The sequence below is a fragment of the Streptomyces collinus genome (assembly GCF_031348265.1).
Classification (GTDB): Bacteria; Actinomycetota; Actinomycetes; order Streptomycetales; family Streptomycetaceae; genus Streptomyces; species Streptomyces collinus.
Genome location: NZ_CP133771.1, coordinates 5,744,828 through 5,766,349 on the forward strand (window position 1 = coordinate 5,744,828; position 21,522 = coordinate 5,766,349).

At 72.2% G+C, this 21,522-nt stretch carries 18 protein-coding genes; 13 read left to right on the top strand and 5 right to left on the bottom strand.

Features of this window, described 5'->3' with window-relative positions:
• Nucleotides 1–119 precede the first annotated feature (119 nt).
• Together RFN52_RS26265 and RFN52_RS26270 are read left to right on the top strand one after the other, a co-directional pair.
• Complete coding sequence (locus RFN52_RS26265; RefSeq protein WP_184849561.1) at nucleotides 120–776, top strand: response regulator; 657 nt, start codon at nucleotides 120–122, stop codon at nucleotides 774–776.
• A complete protein-coding gene (locus RFN52_RS26270) occupies nucleotides 776–1,957 on the top strand; it encodes a sensor histidine kinase (protein WP_374050223.1) in 1,182 nt (393 codons plus the stop codon). Before RFN52_RS26265 ends, RFN52_RS26270 begins: the two co-directional genes overlap by 1 nt.
• On the opposite strand, the gene RFN52_RS26275 is transcribed toward RFN52_RS26270, so the two are convergent.
• Complete coding sequence (locus RFN52_RS26275) at nucleotides 1,930–3,147, bottom strand: serpin family protein (protein WP_184849565.1); 1,218 nt, start codon at nucleotides 3,145–3,147, stop codon at nucleotides 1,930–1,932. The genes RFN52_RS26270 and RFN52_RS26275 overlap by 28 nt on opposite strands.
• A gap of 82 nt (nucleotides 3,148–3,229) precedes the next feature.
• On the opposite strand from RFN52_RS26275, the gene RFN52_RS26280 reads away from it, so the two are divergent.
• The 8 genes from RFN52_RS26280 (at nucleotide 3,230) to RFN52_RS26315 (ending at nucleotide 12,035) form a co-directional block, all read left to right on the top strand.
• Nucleotides 3,230–4,369, top strand: coding sequence for a DUF4190 domain-containing protein (locus tag RFN52_RS26280; RefSeq protein ID WP_184849566.1), 1,140 nt, complete (start codon nucleotides 3,230–3,232; stop codon nucleotides 4,367–4,369).
• A gap of 147 nt (nucleotides 4,370–4,516) precedes the next feature.
• On the top strand, nucleotides 4,517–5,269 hold the full coding sequence (locus RFN52_RS26285) for a GntR family transcriptional regulator (RefSeq protein WP_184849569.1): 753 nt from the start codon (nucleotides 4,517–4,519) through the stop codon (nucleotides 5,267–5,269).
• Between the two features lie 340 nt (nucleotides 5,270–5,609).
• Nucleotides 5,610–5,804: an SPOR domain-containing protein gene (locus RFN52_RS26290; RefSeq protein ID WP_033311135.1), complete on the top strand. Its 195-nt coding sequence runs from the start codon at nucleotides 5,610–5,612 to the stop codon at nucleotides 5,802–5,804.
• A 61-nt stretch (nucleotides 5,805–5,865) separates the two neighbouring features.
• Entirely contained in the window at nucleotides 5,866–6,321 is a 456-nt protein-coding gene (locus RFN52_RS26295; RefSeq protein ID WP_184849570.1) for a (deoxy)nucleoside triphosphate pyrophosphohydrolase, read from the top strand.
• Between the two features lie 122 nt (nucleotides 6,322–6,443).
• Nucleotides 6,444–6,887: an ATP-binding protein gene (locus RFN52_RS26300; RefSeq protein WP_184849572.1), complete on the top strand. Its 444-nt coding sequence runs from the start codon at nucleotides 6,444–6,446 to the stop codon at nucleotides 6,885–6,887.
• A 252-nt stretch (nucleotides 6,888–7,139) separates the two neighbouring features.
• Nucleotides 7,140–9,776 carry a SpoIIE family protein phosphatase gene (locus RFN52_RS26305; protein WP_184849574.1) on the top strand — a complete coding sequence of 879 codons (2,637 nt, stop codon included), beginning with the start codon at nucleotides 7,140–7,142 and terminating at the stop codon, nucleotides 9,774–9,776.
• A 181-nt stretch (nucleotides 9,777–9,957) separates the two neighbouring features.
• Complete coding sequence (locus tag RFN52_RS26310; protein WP_184849576.1) at nucleotides 9,958–11,043, top strand: glycoside hydrolase family 18 protein; 1,086 nt, start codon at nucleotides 9,958–9,960, stop codon at nucleotides 11,041–11,043.
• A complete protein-coding gene (locus RFN52_RS26315; protein WP_184849578.1) occupies nucleotides 11,040–12,035 on the top strand; it encodes a phosphotransferase family protein in 996 nt (331 codons plus the stop codon). The genes RFN52_RS26310 and RFN52_RS26315 overlap by 4 nt, the downstream gene beginning before the upstream one ends.
• Here RFN52_RS26315 and RFN52_RS26320 read toward each other — a convergent pair.
• Genes RFN52_RS26320 through RFN52_RS26335 form a run of 4 tightly spaced genes read right to left on the bottom strand, consistent with a single transcriptional unit; the run spans nucleotide 12,010 to nucleotide 15,926 of the window.
• The gene (locus tag RFN52_RS26320; RefSeq protein ID WP_184849580.1) at nucleotides 12,010–12,786 is read right to left on the bottom strand and encodes a succinate dehydrogenase/fumarate reductase iron-sulfur subunit; all 777 of its coding nucleotides are present in this window, start codon (nucleotides 12,784–12,786) and stop codon (nucleotides 12,010–12,012) included. The genes RFN52_RS26315 and RFN52_RS26320 overlap by 26 nt on opposite strands.
• Nucleotides 12,783–14,723: a fumarate reductase/succinate dehydrogenase flavoprotein subunit gene (locus RFN52_RS26325; RefSeq protein WP_184849582.1), complete on the bottom strand. Its 1,941-nt coding sequence runs from the start codon at nucleotides 14,721–14,723 to the stop codon at nucleotides 12,783–12,785. Before RFN52_RS26325 ends, RFN52_RS26320 begins: the two co-directional genes overlap by 4 nt.
• 18 nt (nucleotides 14,724–14,741) lie before the next feature.
• Nucleotides 14,742–15,578 carry a succinate dehydrogenase subunit SdhC gene (sdhC, locus tag RFN52_RS26330; protein ID WP_184849584.1) on the bottom strand — a complete coding sequence of 279 codons (837 nt, stop codon included), beginning with the start codon at nucleotides 15,576–15,578 and terminating at the stop codon, nucleotides 14,742–14,744.
• Between the two features lie 57 nt (nucleotides 15,579–15,635).
• Entirely contained in the window at nucleotides 15,636–15,926 is a 291-nt protein-coding gene (locus tag RFN52_RS26335; RefSeq protein ID WP_031103292.1) for an Rv0250c family protein, read from the bottom strand.
• Between the two features lie 288 nt (nucleotides 15,927–16,214).
• Between RFN52_RS26335 and RFN52_RS26340 the strand changes: the two genes are divergently transcribed.
• The 3 genes from RFN52_RS26340 to typA all read left to right on the top strand — a co-directional run bounded on the left by RFN52_RS26340 (nucleotide 16,215) and on the right by typA (nucleotide 21,221).
• Entirely contained in the window at nucleotides 16,215–18,362 is a 2,148-nt protein-coding gene (locus RFN52_RS26340; RefSeq protein ID WP_184849586.1) for an ABC transporter family substrate-binding protein, read from the top strand.
• A 116-nt stretch (nucleotides 18,363–18,478) separates the two neighbouring features.
• Nucleotides 18,479–19,102 carry a hypothetical protein gene (locus RFN52_RS26345; protein ID WP_184849588.1) on the top strand — a complete coding sequence of 208 codons (624 nt, stop codon included), beginning with the start codon at nucleotides 18,479–18,481 and terminating at the stop codon, nucleotides 19,100–19,102.
• A 211-nt stretch (nucleotides 19,103–19,313) separates the two neighbouring features.
• Complete coding sequence (gene typA, locus RFN52_RS26350) at nucleotides 19,314–21,221, top strand: translational GTPase TypA (RefSeq protein ID WP_184849590.1); 1,908 nt, start codon at nucleotides 19,314–19,316, stop codon at nucleotides 21,219–21,221.
• Nucleotides 21,222–21,522: the final 301 nt, after the last annotated feature.

Genomic DNA, 21,522 nt, shown 5'->3' on the forward strand with positions numbered 1-21,522 from the left:
ACCCCGCCGACCGGCGGGGTCCGGGCCGCCGTGTGGCAGGTGGCACACGGCGCCGGTGCAACGCCGCACGGGGGAGGGACGTCGTAACGAACGGTGTTCGCGCTGGGCGGGGGGCGGAAGTGATACGAGTCGCGGTGGTGGACGACGAGCCACTGGTGCGCACCGGACTGCGCGTGATCCTCGGTTCGGCGCACGACATCACCGTCGTCGCCGACTGCGCCGGCGTGGGCGCGGTGGAGGCCGTACGGGACGGGCGGGTGGACGTGCTGCTGCTCGACATCCGGATGCCGGTCGTGGACGGGCCGGCCGTGCTGCGGCAGGTCGCCGCCCTCCCGCGACCCCCCGCGGTGGCGATGCTGACCACCTTCGACGCCCGTGAACACGTGGACGAGGCGCTGCGCCTGGGAGCGGCCGGGTTCCTGATGAAGAACACCGCGCCGGAGCAACTGATCGACGCCGTACGGGCGCTGGCCGCCGGCCGCCGGGTGCTGGCGCCCGAGGCGGTGGGGCAGGTGATCGACGGCTACCTGCTCTCCGGCCGTGACGAGGACGCCGTACGGCGGGTGCGGGCGCTCACCGGCCGGGAGCGGCAGGTGCTCGCCCTGGTGGGAGCCGGGCTCAGCAACCGGGCCATCGCGGGCCGGCTGCACCTGGCGCACGGCACGGTCAAGGACCATGTGAGCGCCGTGCTGGCGAAGCTGGGCGGGCTCAACCGGGTGCAGGCGGCGGTGGTCGCGGACCGGGCCGACCTCGTCGACACGGGGCCGGGGCGATGATGAACGGGGTGTCTCCGGCCGGGGAGGGGGACGGCCGGCCCCAGGCCCCCGGCGCCGTACGGCGGATCGCCTCCGGGGCGCTTCCGGTGCTGGTCGCCCTGGTCGACGGACTGGTGGTCAACGGACTCACCCCGGGCCTCGGGACGTGGCTGGCGCTGGTCGCCGCCGGCGCGCTGCTGCTGCGGCGCCGGGCCCCCGAAGCGGCCGTGCTCGCCGGTCTGCCGGGGCTGTACCTCGGGCACATCGCCTTCGCCCCGCTGATCGCGCTCTACTGCGTCGCCGTCCGGCGCGGGCACGCCCTCGTCGGCGTGGCGGGCGCGGCGGCGGTCGCGGTGGCATGGTTCCTGCCCCACCCGGCGGCCGGGCTCTCCTCCCTCGCCCTGGACCGGGAGACCGCGCTGCTGGCCCTGGACTGCTGCGGCGTGGCGGCGGGCGTCGTCGTCCTCGGCCGGTCCGTCCGGTCGCGGCAGGAGCGCCTGCGGGCGGCGACGGAGCGGCGGGCCTGGGAGAACCAGGTCCTGACCGAACGGGTGCTGGCCACCGAACGCAACCGGCTGGCCCGGGAGATGCACGACGTCGTCGCGCACAAGGTGAGCCTGATCAGCCTCCAGGCCGGGGCGCTCCAGGTGGGCCGGCCGGGGGACACGGACGTGCGGACGACGGCCCGGACGATCCACGAACTGTCGGCCCAGACCCTCACCGAACTGCGCCACCTCGTGGGGGTGTTGCGCACGGCGGGAGACCCCGACGCGCAGGGCGCCCCGGGGACCGGACTGGCCGGCCTCACCGACCTGGTCCGTGACAGCGGCCTCGCGGTGGACCTCGATGTGTCGATCCCCCCGGCCCCGCTGCCCGAGCCGGTCGAACGCGCCGCGTACCGCACGGTGCAGGAGGCGCTGACCAACATCCGCAAGCACGCCCCGGGCGCGCGGGCACGGGTGCGGGTGCGCTGCGCGGCCGGCCTGCACGTCGAGGTGCACAACACCGCCCCCTGCCGCGTCAGCGCCCGGCCGGCCCTCCCCGGCGGCGGCCACGGCCTGGTGGGCCTGCGCGAACGGGCCCACCTGCTGGGCGGCGACTTCCACGCGGCCCCCGCGCCCGACGGCGGCTTCACGGTGAAGGCGGTCTTCCCGGTGGGATGGACGGGCCCGCGTCATTCCGCCGGGGCGTCCGCGACGTGACCGCCCTCGTCCCCCGCGAGCGGCGCGGGATCGACGACCCACCCCGCCGCGAGGACCAGCCCGCTCTCACGGTGGACCGTCAGAAGCCCGAAGGGACGGTCGAAACAGGCCATCGCCCGGGTCGTCTCGTACGGCGGCTCCTCCGGCGACCGGCCCTGGTAGACCGCGGCGAACGTCGTCACCGCCGCCGCCCTGAAACCCTCGGCGCCGAACGTGGCCGTCATGCTCTGCCGCGCGCGGTCCAGGACGAGCGGCGTGCGGCTCACGCCGGGGAAGGGCGCGGCGCCCGGGGTGTCGCGGGCGGCCGTGGTCAGACCGAAGAGGTCGCGCGAGGCCAGCAGGTCGTGCTCGGTCCGCAGGGTGAACTCCACGGTGAACAGCGACAGCGACGGCGGTTCGGGCGTGTGGGTGCGCCGCTTGAAGACGTACAGCCCCGGGCCGGCCTCACCCTCCGGCAGCCGGCTTCCCGGCACCGCGTCCAGCGCGCCGGACACAAGGCCCGTCCCGGCGCCCAGCACCTCGCCCGGCCCCATCCGCTCCGTGCCCAGCAGCAGATGGACGTCGACCCTGCTCACGCCGCGCACCACCACCCGCGTGACGGCTCCCGCTCCGGTGCGGGCCACGGCGACGCCGTCGAGGTCCGGGACCTCCCGCACGAGCCCCGCCCGGTCGTGGCGGCCCAGCCAGCTGCCGAAATGCCCCTCGAACGGCACCTCCCAGTCCGCCCCCAGGACCAGCGCACTCGCCACCACCAGTGACGTGTCCGGCGTCGGCTCCACCCGCACCCGCCCGATCGCCCCACCGGTCCGCTCGGCGGCCCACGCGTCCAGCGCCCGCCCGTCCGCCCCCGGATCCCCCGTGAGGACCCCGTGCGCCCCCACCGGCAACCCCGCCGCCCACTCCTCGCGCAGCTCCACGCACCGCGCGGTCCACAGCCCCAGGGCGCAGGACAGGCCGTCGATCCCGGTCAGCACCGCAAGGAACTCCCGCGCCGCCGAGCCCGCCTGACGGGCCGGCAGGCCCAGCGCCTCCTCCAGCTCCTCGCGGGCCGCGCCCGCCGCCCCGTCCGCGAGGAGCGCCAGCAGCGGCCAGACCCCCGCCGCCGAGAACACCGTGCCCGCACGGACCTCCGAGGCCCAGCGGGCCGTCAACCGGTTCGCCGCCCGTACCGCCGTGTGCATCGACCGCATTCCGCCCCCGTCCCCCGCCCCCTACGATGCGCCCAGCCCTACGACGGACCCGCCCACCGCCTCAGCCAGGAGCACCGTACCCGTGTCGACGCCCCCGCCCCCCGGGAACCAGCCGCCCCCGGGCCTCTGCGGCCCGCCCCCGGCCAACGGGCCGCGGACATACGGCCCGTACGGCCCCGCCGGGCGTCCGTACGGCACCCCGGTCTCCGTCAACGCCCTGGCCGTCGCCGCCCTCGTGTTCGGCGTGCTCTGCTTCCTGCCCGCCGCCGGGCTCGTGCTGGGCCTGGTCGCGCTGCGGCAGATCCGGCGGTCCGGGCAGAGCGGCCGGGGCATGGCGATCGCCGGGTCGGTGCTGTCGTCCGCCGGAATCGTGCTGTGGGCGGTCGTGCTGACCACGGGAGCCGCGTCCGAGGTCTGGGAGGGCTTCAAGGACGGCGCGCGGGGCAACGAGAGCCTCTCGCTGGCCAAGGGCGACTGCTTCGACGCGCCCGGCGGGCTGGAGGGCGACACCTACGACGTCGACCGGGTGCCGTGCGAGGGCCGGCACGACGGCGAGGTGTTCGCGGTCGTCACGCTGCCGGGCGGCGCCTTCCCCGGTGACGCGAGGATCACCGGCATCGCCGACGAGAAGTGCTACGCCCTCCAGGGCCGGTACGCCATGGACACCTGGGCCATGCCGGCCGATGTCGACGTGTACTACCTGCTGCCGTCCCGGGAGAGCTGGCGCTTCGGCGACCGCGCGATCACCTGCCTCTTCGGCAACACCGAGGCCGGGATCAAGCTGACCGGCTCCCTGCGCGGCGATCCCACCACGCTCGACACCGACCAGGCCGCCTTCCTGTCGACGGCCAACGCCCTCGACGCGGCACTCTACGAGGAGCCGGAGAACACCCCCGACGACGACCTCACCGCCCACCGGGCCTGGGCCGGCCGGGTCCACGACGTGCTCGGCGAGCAGACCGAGGCGCTGCGCGGACACACCTGGCCGGCCGGTGCCCGCAAGCCCGTCGCCGGTCTGGTCGAGGACCTGGAGGACGCCCGGGAGGAGTGGCGGAAGGCGAGCACCGCCGGTGACGCCGGCACGTACTACACGCACTACGACAAGGCGTACGGCTTCGTGGACGGCCGGGCGACCGTCACGGCGCGCAAGGCCCTCGGGCTGGCGGCGACCCCGCCGGTCCCTGGGGAGGACGAGAGCCGGGACCCCGAAGCACAGGTGTGACGGCCGCCATAGCGGGGAGAAACCGCCTGCGTAAAGCCCTCAGGGCCACCATGTCATCACATCGAGTGATTCTCTGGCCTTTGCTTGCACCGCGGAACCTACGGTTGCCACGCTGTTGCTGTCTGTACAACCTGATGGGAGCGGCCAGTGACATTCGGTGAGCAGCCGGCGTACCTGCGCGTCGCGGGTGATCTCCGCCAGAAGATCGTCGACGGTCAGCTGCCACCGCACACCCGCCTGCCCTCCCAGGCCAGAATCCGCCAGGAGTACGGGGTCTCGGACACCGTCGCGCTGGAGGCCCGCAAGGTGCTCATGGCGGAAGGCCTGGTCGAGGGCCGCTCCGGCTCGGGGACGTATGTGCGCGAGCGGCCCGTGCCCCGGCGCATCTCCCGCTCCGGCTACCGCCCGACGGGCGGGGCCACCCCGTTCCGCCAGGAGCAGGCCGACGGCGAGGGCCGCGGCACCTGGGAGTCCAGCAGCGAGCAGTCCGAGGCGAGTGTCGCGGTCGCCGAGCGGCTGGGCATCGAACCGGGCGAGCGGGTCATGTGCACGCGGTACCTCTACCGCGAGGGCGGTGAGGCGATGATGCTCTCCATGTCCTGGGAGCCCCTCGCCGTGACGGGCCGTACGCCCGTGATGCTGCCGGAGGAGGGGCCGGTCGGCGGCATGGGCGTCGTCGAGCGCATGCGCGCCATCGACGTGATCGTGGACAACGTCACGGAGGAGGTCGGCGCCCGGCCGGGCCTCGCCGAGGAACTGCTCGTCCTGGGCGGTGTCCCGGGGCATGTGGTCCTGGTCGTCCAGCGCACGTTCTACGCCTCCGGCCGCCCGGTCGAGACGGCCGACGTGGTCATCCCGGCCGACCGGTACCGGGTCGCCTACCACCTTCCGGTCAAGTAGCCGGCGCCCGCATCCGCCCCGCGGTGCGCTCCCCGCGCGCCCCGCTCACACCGCCGCCCTGCGGACCGTCGCGGGGCGGGGTGGCGAGGGTCCCGGGGGCGTTCGTCATGTGCGCAGGTCGACGGGCGTGTATGCGGTATGCCTCCGGCTGCTTGCGCCGAGGTACGCGGACGGCGCGTTCGTCACCGTGCGCCCCTGGGTTCTGGCTGGTTGCGTACCTCTTTGTGAAAAGCCGTATTCGCTCCGTGAAGGTTAGGCGTAGGGTCGGGCATATGCGCATTGCGGTTTCCTTAGCGGGTGGGGTACGGCACAGGCCGCGGGTGGGAAGTGGAGGGGCGCGATGAACGACAGCACGGTCACTCTTCCCTGGCTCGTGATACGAGAGGACGACAACGGCAACCGCTACCGAGTGGGCCGGTACGCGACCCGGGCCGAGGCCCAGAAGATCGCGGACAGCCTCGACGGTCGCGGCCACAAGCAGCTCTACTGGGTCGAGCGGCTCGGTCAGAACGGGCCGGCCGTGGCGCACGACTGACGCCGCGGGAGCGGCCCGGGGAGGGCCCCGGAGGCTGGCGGGGCTCCCGTAGGCTCCCCGCATGAGTGAGCGGATCGTCGTAGGGGCCGCGCTGTTCGAGGACGGGCGGCTGCTGGCCGCCCGGCGAAGTGCGCCCGCCGAGCTGGCCGGGCGCTGGGAGCTGCCCGGCGGCAAGGTCGAGCCCGGGGAGACGGCCGACGCCGCACTCGCGCGGGAACTGCGCGAGGAACTCGGCGTCGACGCCGAGGTGGACGGCCGCGTCCCGGGGGAGTGGCCCCTCAGGGCGCCGTACGTCCTGCACGTGTGGACCGCCCGGCTGCGGCCCGGCTCCGCACCCCCCGAGCCCCTCCAGGACCACGACGAACTGCGCTGGCTCGGCCCCGGCGAGATCTGGGACGTGCCCTGGCTCGACCAGGACGTCCCGGCCGTACGGCAGGCGCTCGCCCACCTGGGGTTCGTCGAGGGCCTCGCCCCCGGCGGTCCCGGCCCGGACGTGCAGGAAGGGCCCGGCGCCTGAAGCCGGCCGGGGGGTGCGGCCCGATCGCGTGGTCACGGGAGCGCCCCTAGGCCTTTCGTGCCACTGTGCGCTGCCCCGCGCGATACTCCGCCCCGGATATCGGGTATGTGCCCATTAACCCCATGAATTTGGACATGGGCGGGGCTCCTGCCTGGGAAGTGATCGGCGTGATCGACACCGAAGGTGACTGCGCCGAGTGGGCTTTTCCCGCCGAACCGGGCGCCGTACGCACCGCCCGCCAGGCCGTGCGCGGCCAGCTCCGCGACTGGGGTCTCGACAGCCTCGCGGACCTCGCGGCACTGCTGGTCAGCGAGTTGGTCACCAACGCCCTGCGGCACGCCACGGGCCCCATCGGGGTCCGCCTGGTCCGCCCCTCCGACCTGGGCGCCGTCCTCCTGGTCGAGGTCTCCGACCCGCTGCCGGACCCGCCCCGCGAGCGGGCCGCCAGACTCGATGACGAGAGCGGCCGCGGACTGCACCTGGTGGCCTCCTCCTCCCGCCGGTGGGGCACCCGGCCCGGCGTCTCGGGCAAGACGGTGTGGTTCGAACTCGCGGTGCCGGAGTGAAAATCCGGTGTACGTACGTCCTGCCGCTGTAGAGCGAATGGTTCAGGCCAGTGGCGGTTGCCGGCCGACGGGATTCGACGCCGTGTCCCCTGGTTAGAAGACTGGAAGTGTTGTCACGGTCCGGACCGAAAACCATCGGGACCGTGCTGTGATCGTGAACACCGTGTTGTGCGGCACCGTAGTGCTGGATACTGCGGGCAGCCGCCCCCGGTGACCGGTGCCGGACGCGGTGAGCTGGAGGGGACGGTTCGCGTGAGCGAGATACCAGCGAAGGCCACGGAGTCCGAGGACCCGTCGGAGGGCGCGAGGGCGAGGGCTGCCGACGGCCTGGCCTCCGCGGTGGGAGGTGCGCTCGCGGCCGACGGGGTCCCGCAGGGGGACGGCATGTGGCAGAGCAGTCCCCCCGGATCCATCTACGACTACATCAAGGTCGCGTCCTTCTCCATCGGCCCCGACGGACTGGTCGAGCAGTGGAGCCTGCGCGCCGAGCACCTCTTCGGCATCCCCGCCGACCGCGCCGTCGGCATGGACCCCATCGAGGCGTTCATCGACCCGCGCCACCGCGAGCGCGGCATGCGCAAGATGGCCGAGATCCTCGACGGCCGCGAGTGGACCGGCGTGGTGCCCTTCCGGATGCCGAGGGGCGTCGAGGGGGAGTGCGGCCACGAGGGGCTCGCCGAGGTGTACGTCATGCCGACGCGTACCGAGGAGGGCGAGAAGGCCGCCGTCTGCATCGTCGTCGACGTGCGCACGCTGCGCAGCATCGAGACCGACCTCGCCGCCTCGCAGGCCATTTTCAGTCAATCCCCGTTCGGTTTCCTGCTGATCGACCCCGATCTGCGGGTCCGCCGCGTCAACCAGCGGTTCGCCTCCATCTTCGGCGGCACGCCCGACGACCACCGCGGCAAGGGCGTCCACGACTACCTCCAGCGCGGCGAGGCCGACCGGGTCGCCGCCACCCTGCGGCGGGTGCTGGAGACCGGCAGCTCCATCACCGACATGCACGTCACGGGCTTCGTGCCGGGCTCCGACGAGCGCCGCCACTGGTCCGTCAACCTCTATCGCGTGCACAGCGGTTCGGGCCGCCCCATCGGCATCGCCTGGCTCGGCATCGACATCACCGCCCGCCGCGCCGCCGCCCGCGAGGCCGCCGCCGCCCGGCGCAACCTCGCCCTGCTGAACGAGGCCGGCGCCCGCATCGGCAATTCCCTCGACCTGGAGACCACGGCACGGCAACTCCTCGACGTCGTCGTCCCCGGGTTCTGCGACCTGGCCACGGTCGACCTCTACCAGGGCCTGCTGGCCGGCGACGAGACCCCGCCCGGCCTCGCCGACGGCAGCGCCGAGCTGCGCCGGGTCGCCTTCGCCAGCGCCGTCTCCGACGCGCCCTTCGCCGGCACCGGCGTGCCCGTCGCGGTGGGGGCCGTCCACCACTACCCGTTCAACTCGTCCTGCGCGGACGCCCTGCGCACGGCCCGTCCGCAGACCGTCCCGGGCGAGGACGGCGGGCTGGTGCAGTCCACGCTCGCGGTGCCGATGGTCGCCCACGACACGGTCGTCGGGCTGGCGCAGTTCGCCCGGACGAAGGGCAGCGAGCCGTTCGGCGACCGGGACCGCGACCTCGCCGTGGAACTGGCCGCGCGGGCCGCCGTCTGCATCGACAACGCACGCCTCTACCGCCGTGAGCACGAACGCGCGTTGATACTGCAACGGTCCCTGCTCCCGCCCGGCGACCCGGAGGCCTCCGGTCTCGACATCGCCTGCCGCTACCTGCCCGGCAGCGTCAACACCGGCCGGCCCAGCGAGGTCGGCGGCGACTGGTTCGACGTCATCGAACTGCCCGGGCACCGCACCGCGCTGGTCGTCGGCGACGTCATGGGCCGCGGGCTGCGCGCCGCCGTCGCCATGGGCGAACTCCGCACGGCGGTCCGCACCCTGGCCCAGCTCGACCTGGAACCGGCCGAGGTGCTCTCCCAGCTGGACGAGATCGCCCGCGGCCTCGGCGCCCCCGGCGGGGTGCAGCAGGCGACCCGGGCGGCCCGCCGCCCCCGCGAGGCGGACCTGTCGGAGGTGTACCTCGCCACCTGCGTCTACGCCGTCTACGACTCCGTCACCCGGCGCTGCACCTTCGCCAACGCGGGACATCTGCCACCCGTCCTGGTCGAGCCGGGCGAGCCGGCGCTGATGCTCGACGTGCCGCCGGGCATGCCGCTCGGCGTCGGCGGGGAGCCCTTCGAAGAGGTCGAGGTCGAACTGCCCGAAGGCGCCCTGCTCGCGCTCTACACGGACGGCCTGGTCGAAAGCCGCGACCACCCCCTGGACGAAGGGCTCCAGGCCTTCGTCAGCGCGCTCTCCGACCCGACCCAGCCGCTGGAGGACGTCTGCGACCACGTCCTCAACACCCTCGACACCCACCACGGCGAGGACGACATCGCGCTGCTGATGGCACGTGTACAGGGACTGCCCACGGATTCCGTCGGCGACTGGACCCTGCCGCGCGAGCCGCGCAGCGTGGGCCGGGCCCGCGAGTACGCCCGCGCCCAGCTGCTCGCCTGGGACATGGAACCCCTGGTCGACACCACGGAACTGCTGGTCAGCGAACTGGTCACCAACGCCCTGCGCTACGGCGAGGGCGAGATCCGGCTGCGCCTCCTGCTCGACCGCACCCTGGTCTGCGAGGTCTGGGACTCCGGCCTGGTCCAGCCCCGCCGGCGCCGCGCCCGCGACACCGACGAGGGTGGCCGCGGCCTCCAGCTGGTCGGCCTCCTCAGCGCCGCGTGGGGCTCCCGCCGCACGCCCCGGGGCAAGACGGTGTGGTTCGAACTGCCCCTGCCCGGAGGCGACACGAGCCTGACAGATCCGGCGGAGGCGTTGCTGAGCCTGTTCTGAGGGGCCCCGCGGCGGAAAAGCCGCTACCGCCTCACCGCCGTCCCGCCGGCGGAGCCGCCCGCCCGGCCCGCGGGGGCCTCCGCGCGTACGGCACCCGCCCGGACCCCCGGCTGATCGCAACCGAACGCCCGTTCTGCTCGTCCTCCCCGGCAACATCAACCGCATCACCGGGGGAGACGGCATGGACCGCACGGAAACCGGCGACAGCGAGAACTCCGCACCGCCGCAGGGGGAACCCACGCCCGGCCCCAAGAGCGATACGAGGCGCAGGCGTTGGGTGAGACGTACGGCCATCGCCGTCCCCCTGCTCCTCCTGCTCCCCCTCCTCGCCGTTCTGACGGCCCTCCGCGTCAACTACATGGGCGACCCGGCGGACGGCACCCAGACCCGCGACCGCGACGCCCTCTGGCTCGGTCACGCCTGGGTCGACGGACGGAAGAAGGACGCCGACGTCGACGCCCTGGCGCGGCGGCTGAAGGACACCGGCATCCGTGACCTGTACGTCCACTCGGGTCCGCTGGAGCACGACGGCACCCTCCCGAAGTCGGTGTATCCGAGGGCCCGCTGGTTCATCGACGCCGTCCACGAGAAGATCCCCCGCGTCCGCGTCCAGGCCTTCCTCGGTGACGTCCTCGCCTCCGAGAACAGCGAGGGCATGCTCCTGAACGACCCGGACACCCGCGCGGCCGTCGTCCGCTCCGCCCGCCAGGTCCTGGACACCAGCTACGAGGGCATTCACATCGACCTGGAACCCATGCCGTCCGGCGACCGCGACTTCCTCACCCTTCTCGACGCCCTGCGCCGCGAGACCCGCTCCCGTGACGCGCAACTCTCCGTCGCCGCCCACCAGATCGACCCGCTCCCGAACCTGCACACCGTGTTCGGCCTGTTCACCGAACACCCCAAGTGGTGGTCGCAGGAGTTCTTCGGCCAGGTCGCCCGCCGCGTCGACCAGATCGCCCTGATGTCGTACGACACCGCCCAGCCCCTGGAGGGCACCTACGGCGGCTTCGTCGCCCAGCAGACCTCCCTCGCCCTGGAGGTCACCCCGCCCTCCACCGACCTGCTGATGGGGCTGCCCTTCTACTACGAGAGCAACTTCACCCACTGGGGCCACGCCGAGACCGTCCCCGCGGCCGTACGGGGCGTACGGCTCGGGCTGTCCCGCACCGACGCCGACCGGGCCAACTTCGGCGTCGCGCTGTACATCGACTTCGCCGCCACCGAGGCGGACTGGCGTGCGTACAAGGAAGACTGGGTGCGGTGACCACGACCCGACGCCCCCTCACCGTCACCGACCTCGCCCCCCTCGCCCGCGCCGCGCTGGGCCGGTCCCGCGCCCTCACCGGCGTGGAACGCCTGCGCGGCGGCACCAAGAAGGGCGTCTACCGCCTCACCCTCGACGACGGCTCCACGGCCGTCGCCTACGTCTGGTCCGCCGACGAGGACTACTGGGACCAGCCGGACCCCGACCCCCGTGACCCCTTCTCCCACGGCACCGGCCTCGGCCTGTTCACTGCGGCCCACGACCGCCTGGCAGCAGCGGGTGTCCGCACGCCCCGCCTCCGGTTCGCCGACTCCACGCACACGCACCTGCCCGCGGACGTGGCCGTCGTCGAGGACCTGACCGGCGGCAGTCTGGAGGACGCCCTGGCCCGCGACCCCGACGGGGCTCCGCAGGCCTTGGAGCGGATGGCCGAGCTGCTCGCCGCCCTGCACAGCCACACCGGTCCCCGCTTCGGGAAGGTCGCCGTCGTGGACGGCGGCGGTTCCTCGTACGGCGTTTCCTGCACGCAGCGCGTCACCGAGGCCGCCCTGCGCTGCATCGCCGAAGCCGCCGCACGCGACCCCCGCGCGGCCGTCGCCCGCCGGGAGCTGGAGGAGGAGATCCACGCCCTGGCCGCCGAGGTCGGGCCCCGCGACCGCCACACCCTGATCCACGGCGAACTCGGGGCCGACCACGTCCTGCTCACGCCCGGCGGACAGCCCGCGCTCATCGACGTCGAAGGCCTGATGTACTTCGACGTGGAGCACGAACACGTCTTCCTCCGGCTCCGCTTCGGCCCCCACTACGAGGCCCTGCGCGCCCCCGGCCTGGACGAGGCCCGCCTGCGGCTCTACCGCCTGTCGATGCACCTCGGTCTGGTCTCGGGCCCGCTGACCCTGATCGAGGGCGACTTCCCGCACCCGGAGCGGATGCGGGAGATCGCGGAACACAACCTCCACCAGGCGCTCAGCCTGCTGAAGAGCGCCTCCTGATCTTCGAGCCCAGCCACACCAGCGGGTCGTACTTGCGGTCCACCGCCCGCTCCTTCAGCGGGATCAGCGCATTGTCCGTGATCTTGATGCCCTCGGGGCAGACCTCGGTGCAGCACTTGGTGATGTTGCAGTAGCCGAGGCCGTGTTCGTCCTGGGCGGTGGCCTTGCGGTCCAGGCCGGATTCCGCCGCCGCGTCCAGCGGGTGCATGTCCAGCTCCGCCACCCGCATCAGGAAACGGGGCCCGGCGAACGCCTGCTTGTTCTCCTCGTGGTCGCGGACCACATGGCAGGTGTCCTGGCACAGGAAGCACTCGATGCACTTGCGGAACTCCTGCGAGCGGTCCACGTCCTCCTGCATCATCCGGTACTCGCCCGGAGCGACACCGGCCGGCGGCACGAAGGCCGGGACCTCCCTGGCCTTGGTGTAGTTGAAGCCCACGTCGGTGACCAGGTCACGGACGACCGGGAACGCCCGCAGCGGCGTCACCGTGATCGTCTCCTCCCGGTCGAACACCGACATGCGCGTCATGCACATCAGCCGCGGGCGGCCGTTGATCTCCGCCGAGCACGAACCGCACTTGCCCGCCTTGCAGTTCCAGCGCACGGCGAGGTCGGGCGCCTGGGTGGCCTGGAGGCGGTGGATGATGTCGAGCACCACCTCGCCCTCGTTGACCTCGACCTTGAAGTCCTCCAGGCCGCCGCCGCCCACGTCCCCGCGCCACACCTTGAAGTGGGCCGTATAGCCGCTCATTCGTAGAGCTCCTCTTCGGCGAGGTACTTGACCAGCTCCTCCTTGTCGAACAGGGCGAGCAGGTCGGCACGGACGGGTTCGGTGGTCTCCCGGGTGAGGGCGATCTGGCCGCGGACCGGGTCCGTCGCCGCCAGGCCGCCCGTCGGGTCGGTGAGCGCGCACAGCAGGTTGATCCGCCGCCACGCGCGGTCCATTCCCGGATGGTCCTCGCGCGTGTGGCCGCCGCGCGACTCGGTGCGCTCCAGCGCGGCCCGCGCCACGCACTCGCTGACCAGCAGCATGTTCCTGAGGTCCAGGGCGAGGTGCCAGCCCGGGTTGAACTGCCGGTGCCCCTCGACCCCGGCCCGGCGCGCCCGCACCCGCAGCTCGGCCAGCTTCTGAAGGGCCTGCTCCATCTCCGCCTCCCGGCGGATGATGCCGACCAGGTCGTTCATCGTCTGCTGGAGTGCCTGGTGCAGGGTGTACGGGTTCTCCGGCGGGCCCCCGGCCGGTTCCTCGGTCTCCGCCTCGGCCGAGAAGGGCCGCAGGGCCTCGGCCGCCGCCGCGTCGATCTGGGCGTCGTCCACCACGGGCCGCGCCGCGCCCAGCCCCACCGTGTACTCGGCCGCGTGCCGGCCCGCCCGGCGGCCGAACACCAGCAGGTCGGACAGCGAGTTGCCGCCGAGCCGGTTGGAACCGTGCATGCCGCCGGCCACCTCACCTGCCGCGTACAGCCCGGGCACCCCGCGCGCCGCCGCGGTGTCGGACTCGACGGCGACCCCGCCCATCACGTAGTGGCAGGTGGGCCCGACCTCCATCGCCTCCGCGGTGATGTCGACGTCCGCCAGCTCCTTGAACTGGTGGTACATCGACGGCAGCCGGCGCCTGATGACCTCGGCGGGCATCCGCGTCGACACGTCGAGGAACACGCCCCCGTGCGGGGAGCCGCGCCCCTCCTTCACCTCGGCGTTGATCGCCCGCGCGACCTCGTCGCGGGGGAGCAGCTCGGGCGGGCGCCGGTTGTGGTCCGGGTCGTCGTACCAGCGGTCGCCCTCCTCCTCCGTCTCGGCGTACTTGTCCTTGAAGACGTCGGGGATGTAGTCGAACATGAACCGCTTGCCGTCGGAGTTGCGCAGCACACCGCCGTCGCCGCGCACCGACTCGGTGACGAGGATGCCCTTCACCGACGGCGGCCAGACCATGCCGGTCGGATGGAACTGCACGAACTCCATGTTCAGCAGGGGAGCGCCGGCGAGGAGGGCCAGCGCGTGGCCGTCGCCGGTGTACTCCCACGAGTTCGACGTCACCTTGAAGGACTTGCCGATGCCGCCGGTCGCGATCACCACGGCGGGTGCCTCCAGCACGAAGAAGCGGCCCGACTCGCGCTCGTAGGCGAAGACCCCCGAGACCCTCCCGTCCTCTTTCAGGACGCGGGTGACCGTGCACTCCTGGAAGACCTTCAGCCGGGACTCGTAGTCGCCGGTCTCACGGAAGTCCTCCTGCTGCAGCGCGACGATCTTCTGCTGGAGGGTGCGGATCAGCTCCAGGCCCGTACGGTCGCCGACGTGGGCGAGGCGCGGGTACTCGTGGCCGCCGAAGTTGCGCTGGGAGATCCGGCCGTCCTTGGTGCGGTCGAACAGCGCCCCCCAGGTCTCCAGTTCCCACACCCGCTGCGGCGCCTCCTGGGCGTGCAGTTCGGCCATCCGCCACTGGTTGAGGAACTTGCCGCCGCGCATGGTGTCGCGGAAGTGCACCTGCCAGGAGTCGTTCTCGTTGGCGTTGGCCATCGCTGCCGCGATGCCGCCCTCGGCCATCACCGTGTGCGCCTTGCCGAACAGCGACTTGCAGATCACGGCCGTACGGGCGCCCCGCTCGCGGGCTTCGATGGCGGCGCGCAGGCCCGCGCCGCCCGCGCCCACCACGACGACGTCCCACTCCTGCCGGTCGACCACGGACATCGATAAGGCCCCATCCCTCTAGAAGAAGCGCGGATCGTCGAAGGCACCCGACGCGACCAGGTAGACGTAGAAGTCGGCGAGCGCCACGCTCACCAGTGACGCCCAGGCGAGCTGCATGTGCCGGGCGTTGAGCTTCCCCGCCCACTGCCACATCCGGTAGCGCACGGGGTGCCTGGAGAAGTGCTTGAGCTTGCCGCCGACGATGTGCCGGCAGGAGTGGCAGGAGATCGTGTACGCCCAGATCAGCACGATGTTGACCAGGAACACGAGCGTGCCGAGCCCCATGTGGCCCCACGCGTAGGTCTCGTCGCGGAAGGCGAGCACCGTGTCGTACGTGAGGATCCCGGCCACGAGGAGCGCGGCGTAGAAGAAGTACCGGTGGATGTTCTGCAGGACCAGCGGGAAGCGGGTCTCACCGGTGTACTTCTTGTGCGGCTCGGCCACCGCGCAGGCCGGCGGGGACGCCCAGAAGCCGCGGTAGTAGGCCTTGCGGTAGTAGTAGCAGGTCAGGCGGAAGCCGAGCGGGAAGATCAGGATGATGATCGCGGGCGAGATGCCCCACCAGCTCCCGAAGATCTCCCAGTTCGGGCCGGCCTTCATCGGCTCGCAGTTCTCCGCCAGGCACGGGGAGTAGAAGGGCGAGACGTACGGCGCCGCGTAGTAGTCGGCGTTCGCGAAGGCCCGCCAGGTCGAGTACACGATGAACGCGAGCAGACCGGCCGCGGTGCCGGCCGGGGCCAGCCACCAGCGGTCGGTCCGCAGATGCGGGGCGGCGATCGCGGCGCGCCTGCCGCCCCGCACACCGCCGCTCTCAGGTCTGGGTTCGGTGGCGGGAGGTTCCGTACCAGTGGCCACGTGACGACTCCGGTCGGGTTCGGGGGAGGTGCCGGTCGCGCTCGACTCCGCCCCGGGTCAGGGAGCGCGCCGGTCCCGGGCGCCGAGCCCCTCGTCGTCCGAGTCGCTCCACAGGGCGGAGTCGTACGGAGTGTCCGAGATGGTGACCAGCTCGGGGCGTTTCGGCGCGGCCGGTGACGCGGCGGCGTCGCGCAGCAGGGCGACGCTCTCGCGCAGGTGGTTGGCGTCGGCACGGACGCGGCGCATTTCCAGGCCGCCGGTGCCGAGCTGCTTCTCCAGGCGTCCCAGCGAACGGAACACTTCGTCGAGACTGCGCTGGACTGACGTCAGTTCGTCGTGAACGGACATGACTTGCCCTCACTTCCACGGGTCCTTCGCGGCCCAAGGCGGCAACGTTCATGCGCCTGCGAGTGTTGCGCGTCACACCTTGTGCTGTGAAGGGATGTGCATCGATTGGCCGAGGCGTGTGGGTGCACCGTGCGGTGCATTGGGCCGCACGGGTGGCTTCCCGTCCGTGACCGCCGTGTCGCCCTGTGTTGCCGAACCCTTTCCTCTTCAGTGGCCGCATACATCAGATGAACTCCAAATACCGCCAAAAGTGATCATAACGCCCGCGGCTTCCCGGAGGTAGCACAGATGTCCCAGCACGGCGTCGGCCCGCGCGCGGTCACGCGTTCGGTCGCCTTCCTCACCGCGGGAGTGCTCGCGGTGCCCGCGCTCGCCGGATGCGGCTCCGAGGACCCGTCCGGCAAGCCGCTCGCCGGGCAGGACATCCAGCCCGCACCCCGCGACCGGATCACCGACGGCGGCACCCTGCGCTGGGCCGTCGACTCCGTACCCGACACGCTGAACACGTTCCAGTCGGACGCCGACGCCACCACCACCCGCGTCGCCCAGGCCGTGCTGCCGTCGATGTTCCGCATGGACGCCTCCGGCCGCCCGGAGCGCAACGCCGACTACCTGGAGTCCGCCAAGGTCGTCGACACCGAGCCCAAGCAGGTCGTCCTGTACAAGCTCAGCCAGCAGGCCGTCTGGAGCGACGGCCGGGAGATCGGCGCCGCCGACTTCGCCGCCCAGTGGCGCGCCCTGTCCGGCAACGACACCGCCTACTGGACCGCCCGCAACGCCGGCTACGACCGCATCCAGAAGATCGAGCGCGGCGACAGCGCCCTGGAGGTCCGGGTCACCTTCAGCCGCCCCTACGCCGACTGGCGCTCGCTGTTCTCGCCGCTGTACCCGAAGGACGTCATGGGCACCCCGGACTCCTTCAACGACGGAGCCCGCAAGAAGCTCAAGGTCACCGCCGGACCCTTCACGGTGAAGAAGGTCGACCGCAAGGACGAGGAGATCACCCTCACCCGCAACCCGCGCTGGTGGGGCGAGCCGGCCAGGCTCTCCAAGATCGTGCTGCGCACCGTCCCGCGCGACAAGCGGGCCGCGGAGCTGGCCGCCGGCACCCTCGACCTGGCCGAGATCGACCCCGCCGCGGCCCGCCGCATCACCGTCGCCGCCCGCCCCCACAGCACCACCAGCCCGCTGATGGGCCCGGCCGCCGACCGGTCCGCCGCGGCCTCCCTGCGCTCCTGGGCCGTCGCCAACGGCTCCGAGGAGGACGCCGCCGACGAGGAGACCGTCGCCCGCAAGAAGCTGCGCAAGGCGGCCGTCAAGTACGCCCGGCAGCAGCGGGCCCTCAGCGGCTTCGAGGTCCGCAAGTCCCTGGAGCCCGCCTACACCCAGCTCGCCCTGAACGGCGCCGAGGGCCCGCTCACCGACGAACGCGTCCGCAGGGCCGTCGCCCGCGCCCTGGACCGCAAGGAACTCGCCCAGGCCGTTCTCAAGCCCCTCGGCCTGCCCGCCGTCCCGGTCGGCAGCCACCTCGCCCTGTCCGGCCAGGCCCACTACGCCGACAACAGCGGCGCCCTCGGCGGCCAGGACACCAAGGAGGCCCAGGCGCTGCTCGCGGACGCCGGGTGGGTGCGCGGCGGCCCGGTCAAGGAAGAGAAGAAGGAGGAGGCGGCCGGCCCCGAGGGCGAGAAGGCCGACGACGACACCGGCGAGGACAACAAGGCCCAGGACGGGCCGGACCCCGCCGGTCACCTCGCCCGGGACGGCAAGCAGTACAAGGCCCCGGACCAGGGCGGCGCCCCCGGCGCGTACGCCCCCCGGGGCACCGCCGCCCCGGCGAACCAGGAGTCCGCACCCCTCGCCAAGAACGGCAAGCCCCTCACCCTCCGCTTCGTGCTCCCCTCCGGGCCCGGCTCCCAGACGCTGCGCACGGTCGCGGACCGCATCTCCCGCATGCTGGAGCGCGTCGGCATCGGCACGGAGATCTCCAAGGTCTCCGACGAGTCCTACTTCAAGGACCACATCGCCTCCGGCCAGTACGACCTCGCCCTCTACTCCTGGCCCGCCACCGCGTACCCGGCCACCGACGCCCGCCCCGTCTTCGCCAAGCCCGTCCCGGCCGCCGACGGCTCGCTGAACATCGAGCAGAACTACACACGCGTCGGCACCGACCAGGTCGACCAGCTCTTCGACGAGGCCGTGGCCACCCTCGACGAGGGCGAGTCCCGCTCCCTGATCCGCAAGGCCGACTCCCGTATCTGGGCGGCGGCCGGCTCGATCCCCCTCTTCCAGCGCCCCCAGCTCCTCGCGGCCCGCAAGAACCTCGTCAACGCCGGCGCCTTCGGCTTCGGCACACCGGTCTACGAGGACATGGGCTTCCTGAAGAAGGGCGCGAAGCCGGCCTCCGGCCCCTCGGCGAAGGGCTCGTCCGCCCCGTAGCTCTGGAAGCGCTCAAACGCCTTGCCGTCCCCGCCCGGCGTCCGCACCATGAGATCAGCAGTGATCATGGTGCGGACGCCGGGCGGTGTCCGTACCCGGGGGACGGGAGCCGGCGGATGCGCGGCATGGTGGGGCGGGCCTGCACGGCCGGGCTGGTCATCGGGGTGCTGGTGACGGGACTGACGGCCTGTACGGGGGACGCGGGCGGTGACGGCAAGGCCGAGGCCTGCACGAACGGCACCTATGCCTGGTCCCGTGTGCAGCGGACGGAGAAGCTGACCGAGATGAGCGACCCGATCTCGTTCGAGAAGCGGACCGCCTCCTACTCGGCCAGGCTCAAGCCCGTGGACGACAAGGTCTACCGGCCCTCGGTGACCGGCGCGCCCCGGGGTATCGGCGCGGCCGCCGTGATCACGGCGCTGGGCAGGCATCTGGCGGTCGAAGAACCGCTCGCTGGTCCGTCCGAGAAGGAGCCCACGGAGTTGGGCCACTACTTCGAGGCGGCGACCGGCGACCTCAAGGGCGACTACTACTCCTGGGGCTACATCAAAATGGTCACGGCCGACTTCGCGTACACCTGCGGAAACGGCGAGCCCGTCAAGGGGCAGGTGCTGACCTGGGAGGGCACCGGCAGCGGATTCATGCCCTGTTCCGAGGAACTGCCCGAAGGCGTGGGCGCCCGTGCGGCGGCCCGTGCACTGTGCCCGGCGGCCTCCCGGGCCGCGAGGGCAGCGGACTGAGCCGAGCCGTCCCCGAACGGCCATGGCGGCCCGCCGGGTGCCTAGAGGAAGCCGTGGAACCCTCGCCACCTGCGTATATGCCTCCCGGCGCGTTTCAGCGGCAGTGCACCCGTACCATGGGGTGAGGCCGTGGCACGTTCAGCCCGGCAGGGCCCGCGCACCGCAGACGTCCGCGCAGGGCATTCCTCACACTCCGGGAGAACGCCGCAATATGGCCACGCGCCACGACATCCGCAACGTCGCTATCGTCGCCCACGTCGACCACGGCAAGACCACCATCGTCGACGGCATGCTGAAGCAGGCCGGCGCCTTCGCCGCGCACCAGCTCGAAGGCGTCGACGACCGCATGATGGACTCGAACGACCTGGAGCGTGAGAAGGGCATCACGATCCTGGCCAAGAACACGGCGGTGAAGTACCACCCGAAGGACGGGGGGGACGTCATCACCATCAACATCATCGACACCCCCGGTCACGCCGACTTCGGCGGCGAGGTCGAGCGCGGTCTGTCGATGGTCGACGGTGTCGTCCTGCTCGTGGACGCCTCCGAGGGCCCGCTCCCGCAGACCCGCTTCGTGCTGCGCAAGGCGCTCCAGCAGCGGCTGCCCGTCATCCTCTGCATCAACAAGACGGACCGCCCGGACTCCCGGATCGACGAGGTCGTCAACGAGACGTACGACCTCTTCCTCGACCTGGACGCCGACGAGGAGCAGATCGAGTTCCCGATCGTCTACGCCTGCGGCCGCGACGGCATCGCCTCGCTGACCAAGCCGGACAACGGCACGGTCCCCGCCGACTCCACCAGCCTGGAGCCGTTCTTCTCCACGATCCTGGAGCACATCCCGGCCCCCACCTACGACGAGGCCGCCCCGCTCCAGGCCCACGTCACCAACCTGGACGCCGACAACTTCCTCGGCCGTATCGCGCTGCTCCGCGTCGAGCAGGGAGAGCTGCGCAAGGGACAGACGGTCGCCTGGATCAAGCGCGACGGCACCATCAGCAACGTCCGCATCAGCGAGCTGATGATGACCGAGGCGCTGACCCGCAAGCCCGCCGAGAAGGCCGGCCCCGGTGACATCTGTGCCGTCGCCGGTATCCCGGACATCATGATCGGCGAGACCCTCGCGGACCCCGAGAACCCGATCCCGCTGCCGCTGATCACGGTCGACGAGCCCGCGATCTCCATGGTCATCGGCACCAACACCTCGCCGCTGGTCGGCCGTGGCGGCACCGGTAAGGGCGCCGACAACAAGGCGGCCGTGAAGGACCGCAAGGTGACCGCGCGCCAGGTCAAGGACCGCCTCGACCGCGAGCTGATCGGTAACGTCAGCCTCCGGGTGCTGGACACCGAGCGGCCGGACGCCTGGGAAGTGCAGGGCCGTGGTGAGCTGGCGCTGGCCATCCTGGTCGAGCAGATGCGCCGCGAGGGCTTCGAGCTGACCATCGGCAAGCCGCAGGTCGTCACCAAGGAGGTCGACGGCAAGACGTACGAGCCGGTCGAGCGCATGACGATCGACGTGCCCGAGGAGCACATGGGTGCGGTCACGCAGCTCATGGGTGTCCGCAAGGGCCGTATGGACAACATGTCGAACCACGGCTCCGGCTGGGTCCGCATGGAGTTCGTGGTGCCGTCCCGCGGTCTCATCGGGTTCCGGACCGAGTTCCTGACCCAGACCCGCGGCACCGGCATCGGCCACTCCATCCACGAGGGCTTCGAGCCCTGGTTCGGCACCTTGCAGACCCGTAACAACGGTTCGCTGGTCGCCGACCGCGCCGGTTCCGTCACCGCGTTCGCGATGACGAACCTCCAGGAGCGCGGTGTGCTGTTCACGGACCCCGGCACCGAGGTGTACGAGGGCATGATCGTCGGCGAGAACTCGCGCTCCGACGACATGGACGTGAACATCACCAAGGAGAAGAAGCTCACGAACATGCGGTCCGCCTCGGCCGACTCGTTCGAGGCGATCGTCCCGCCCCGCAAGCTGTCGCTGGAGCAGTCCCTGGAGTTCTGCCGGGACGACGAGTGCGTGGAGGTCACCCCGGAGGCCGTGCGCATCCGCAAGGTGAACCTGGACGCCCGCGAGCGCGCCCGCGCCGCGAGCCGCGCCAAGCACGGCTGACGCCTTCCGCAGCACCGACGGCACCGGGCACCCCGCGTGAGCGGGGTGCCCGGTGCCGTTGTCTGAAGGGGAGGTAACGCAGAGGCAAGGGGTAGGGAAAACCCTCGACTTGCCGGTGAGAGCCGTCAGGGGCGGTCTTCTCCCACTACCCTGCTGCGGAAGTGCCCTGCCTCCCCGGCCCCGGGGATCGCACAACGGCCTTGCCGCACAAGCCTCTTGAGCGCGCGACAGACTCCGGTGGAACCCTGCACGGGACCCACGGTACGTCGCAAGCGGTTTTCTCACTCTCGCGTCCGGAATG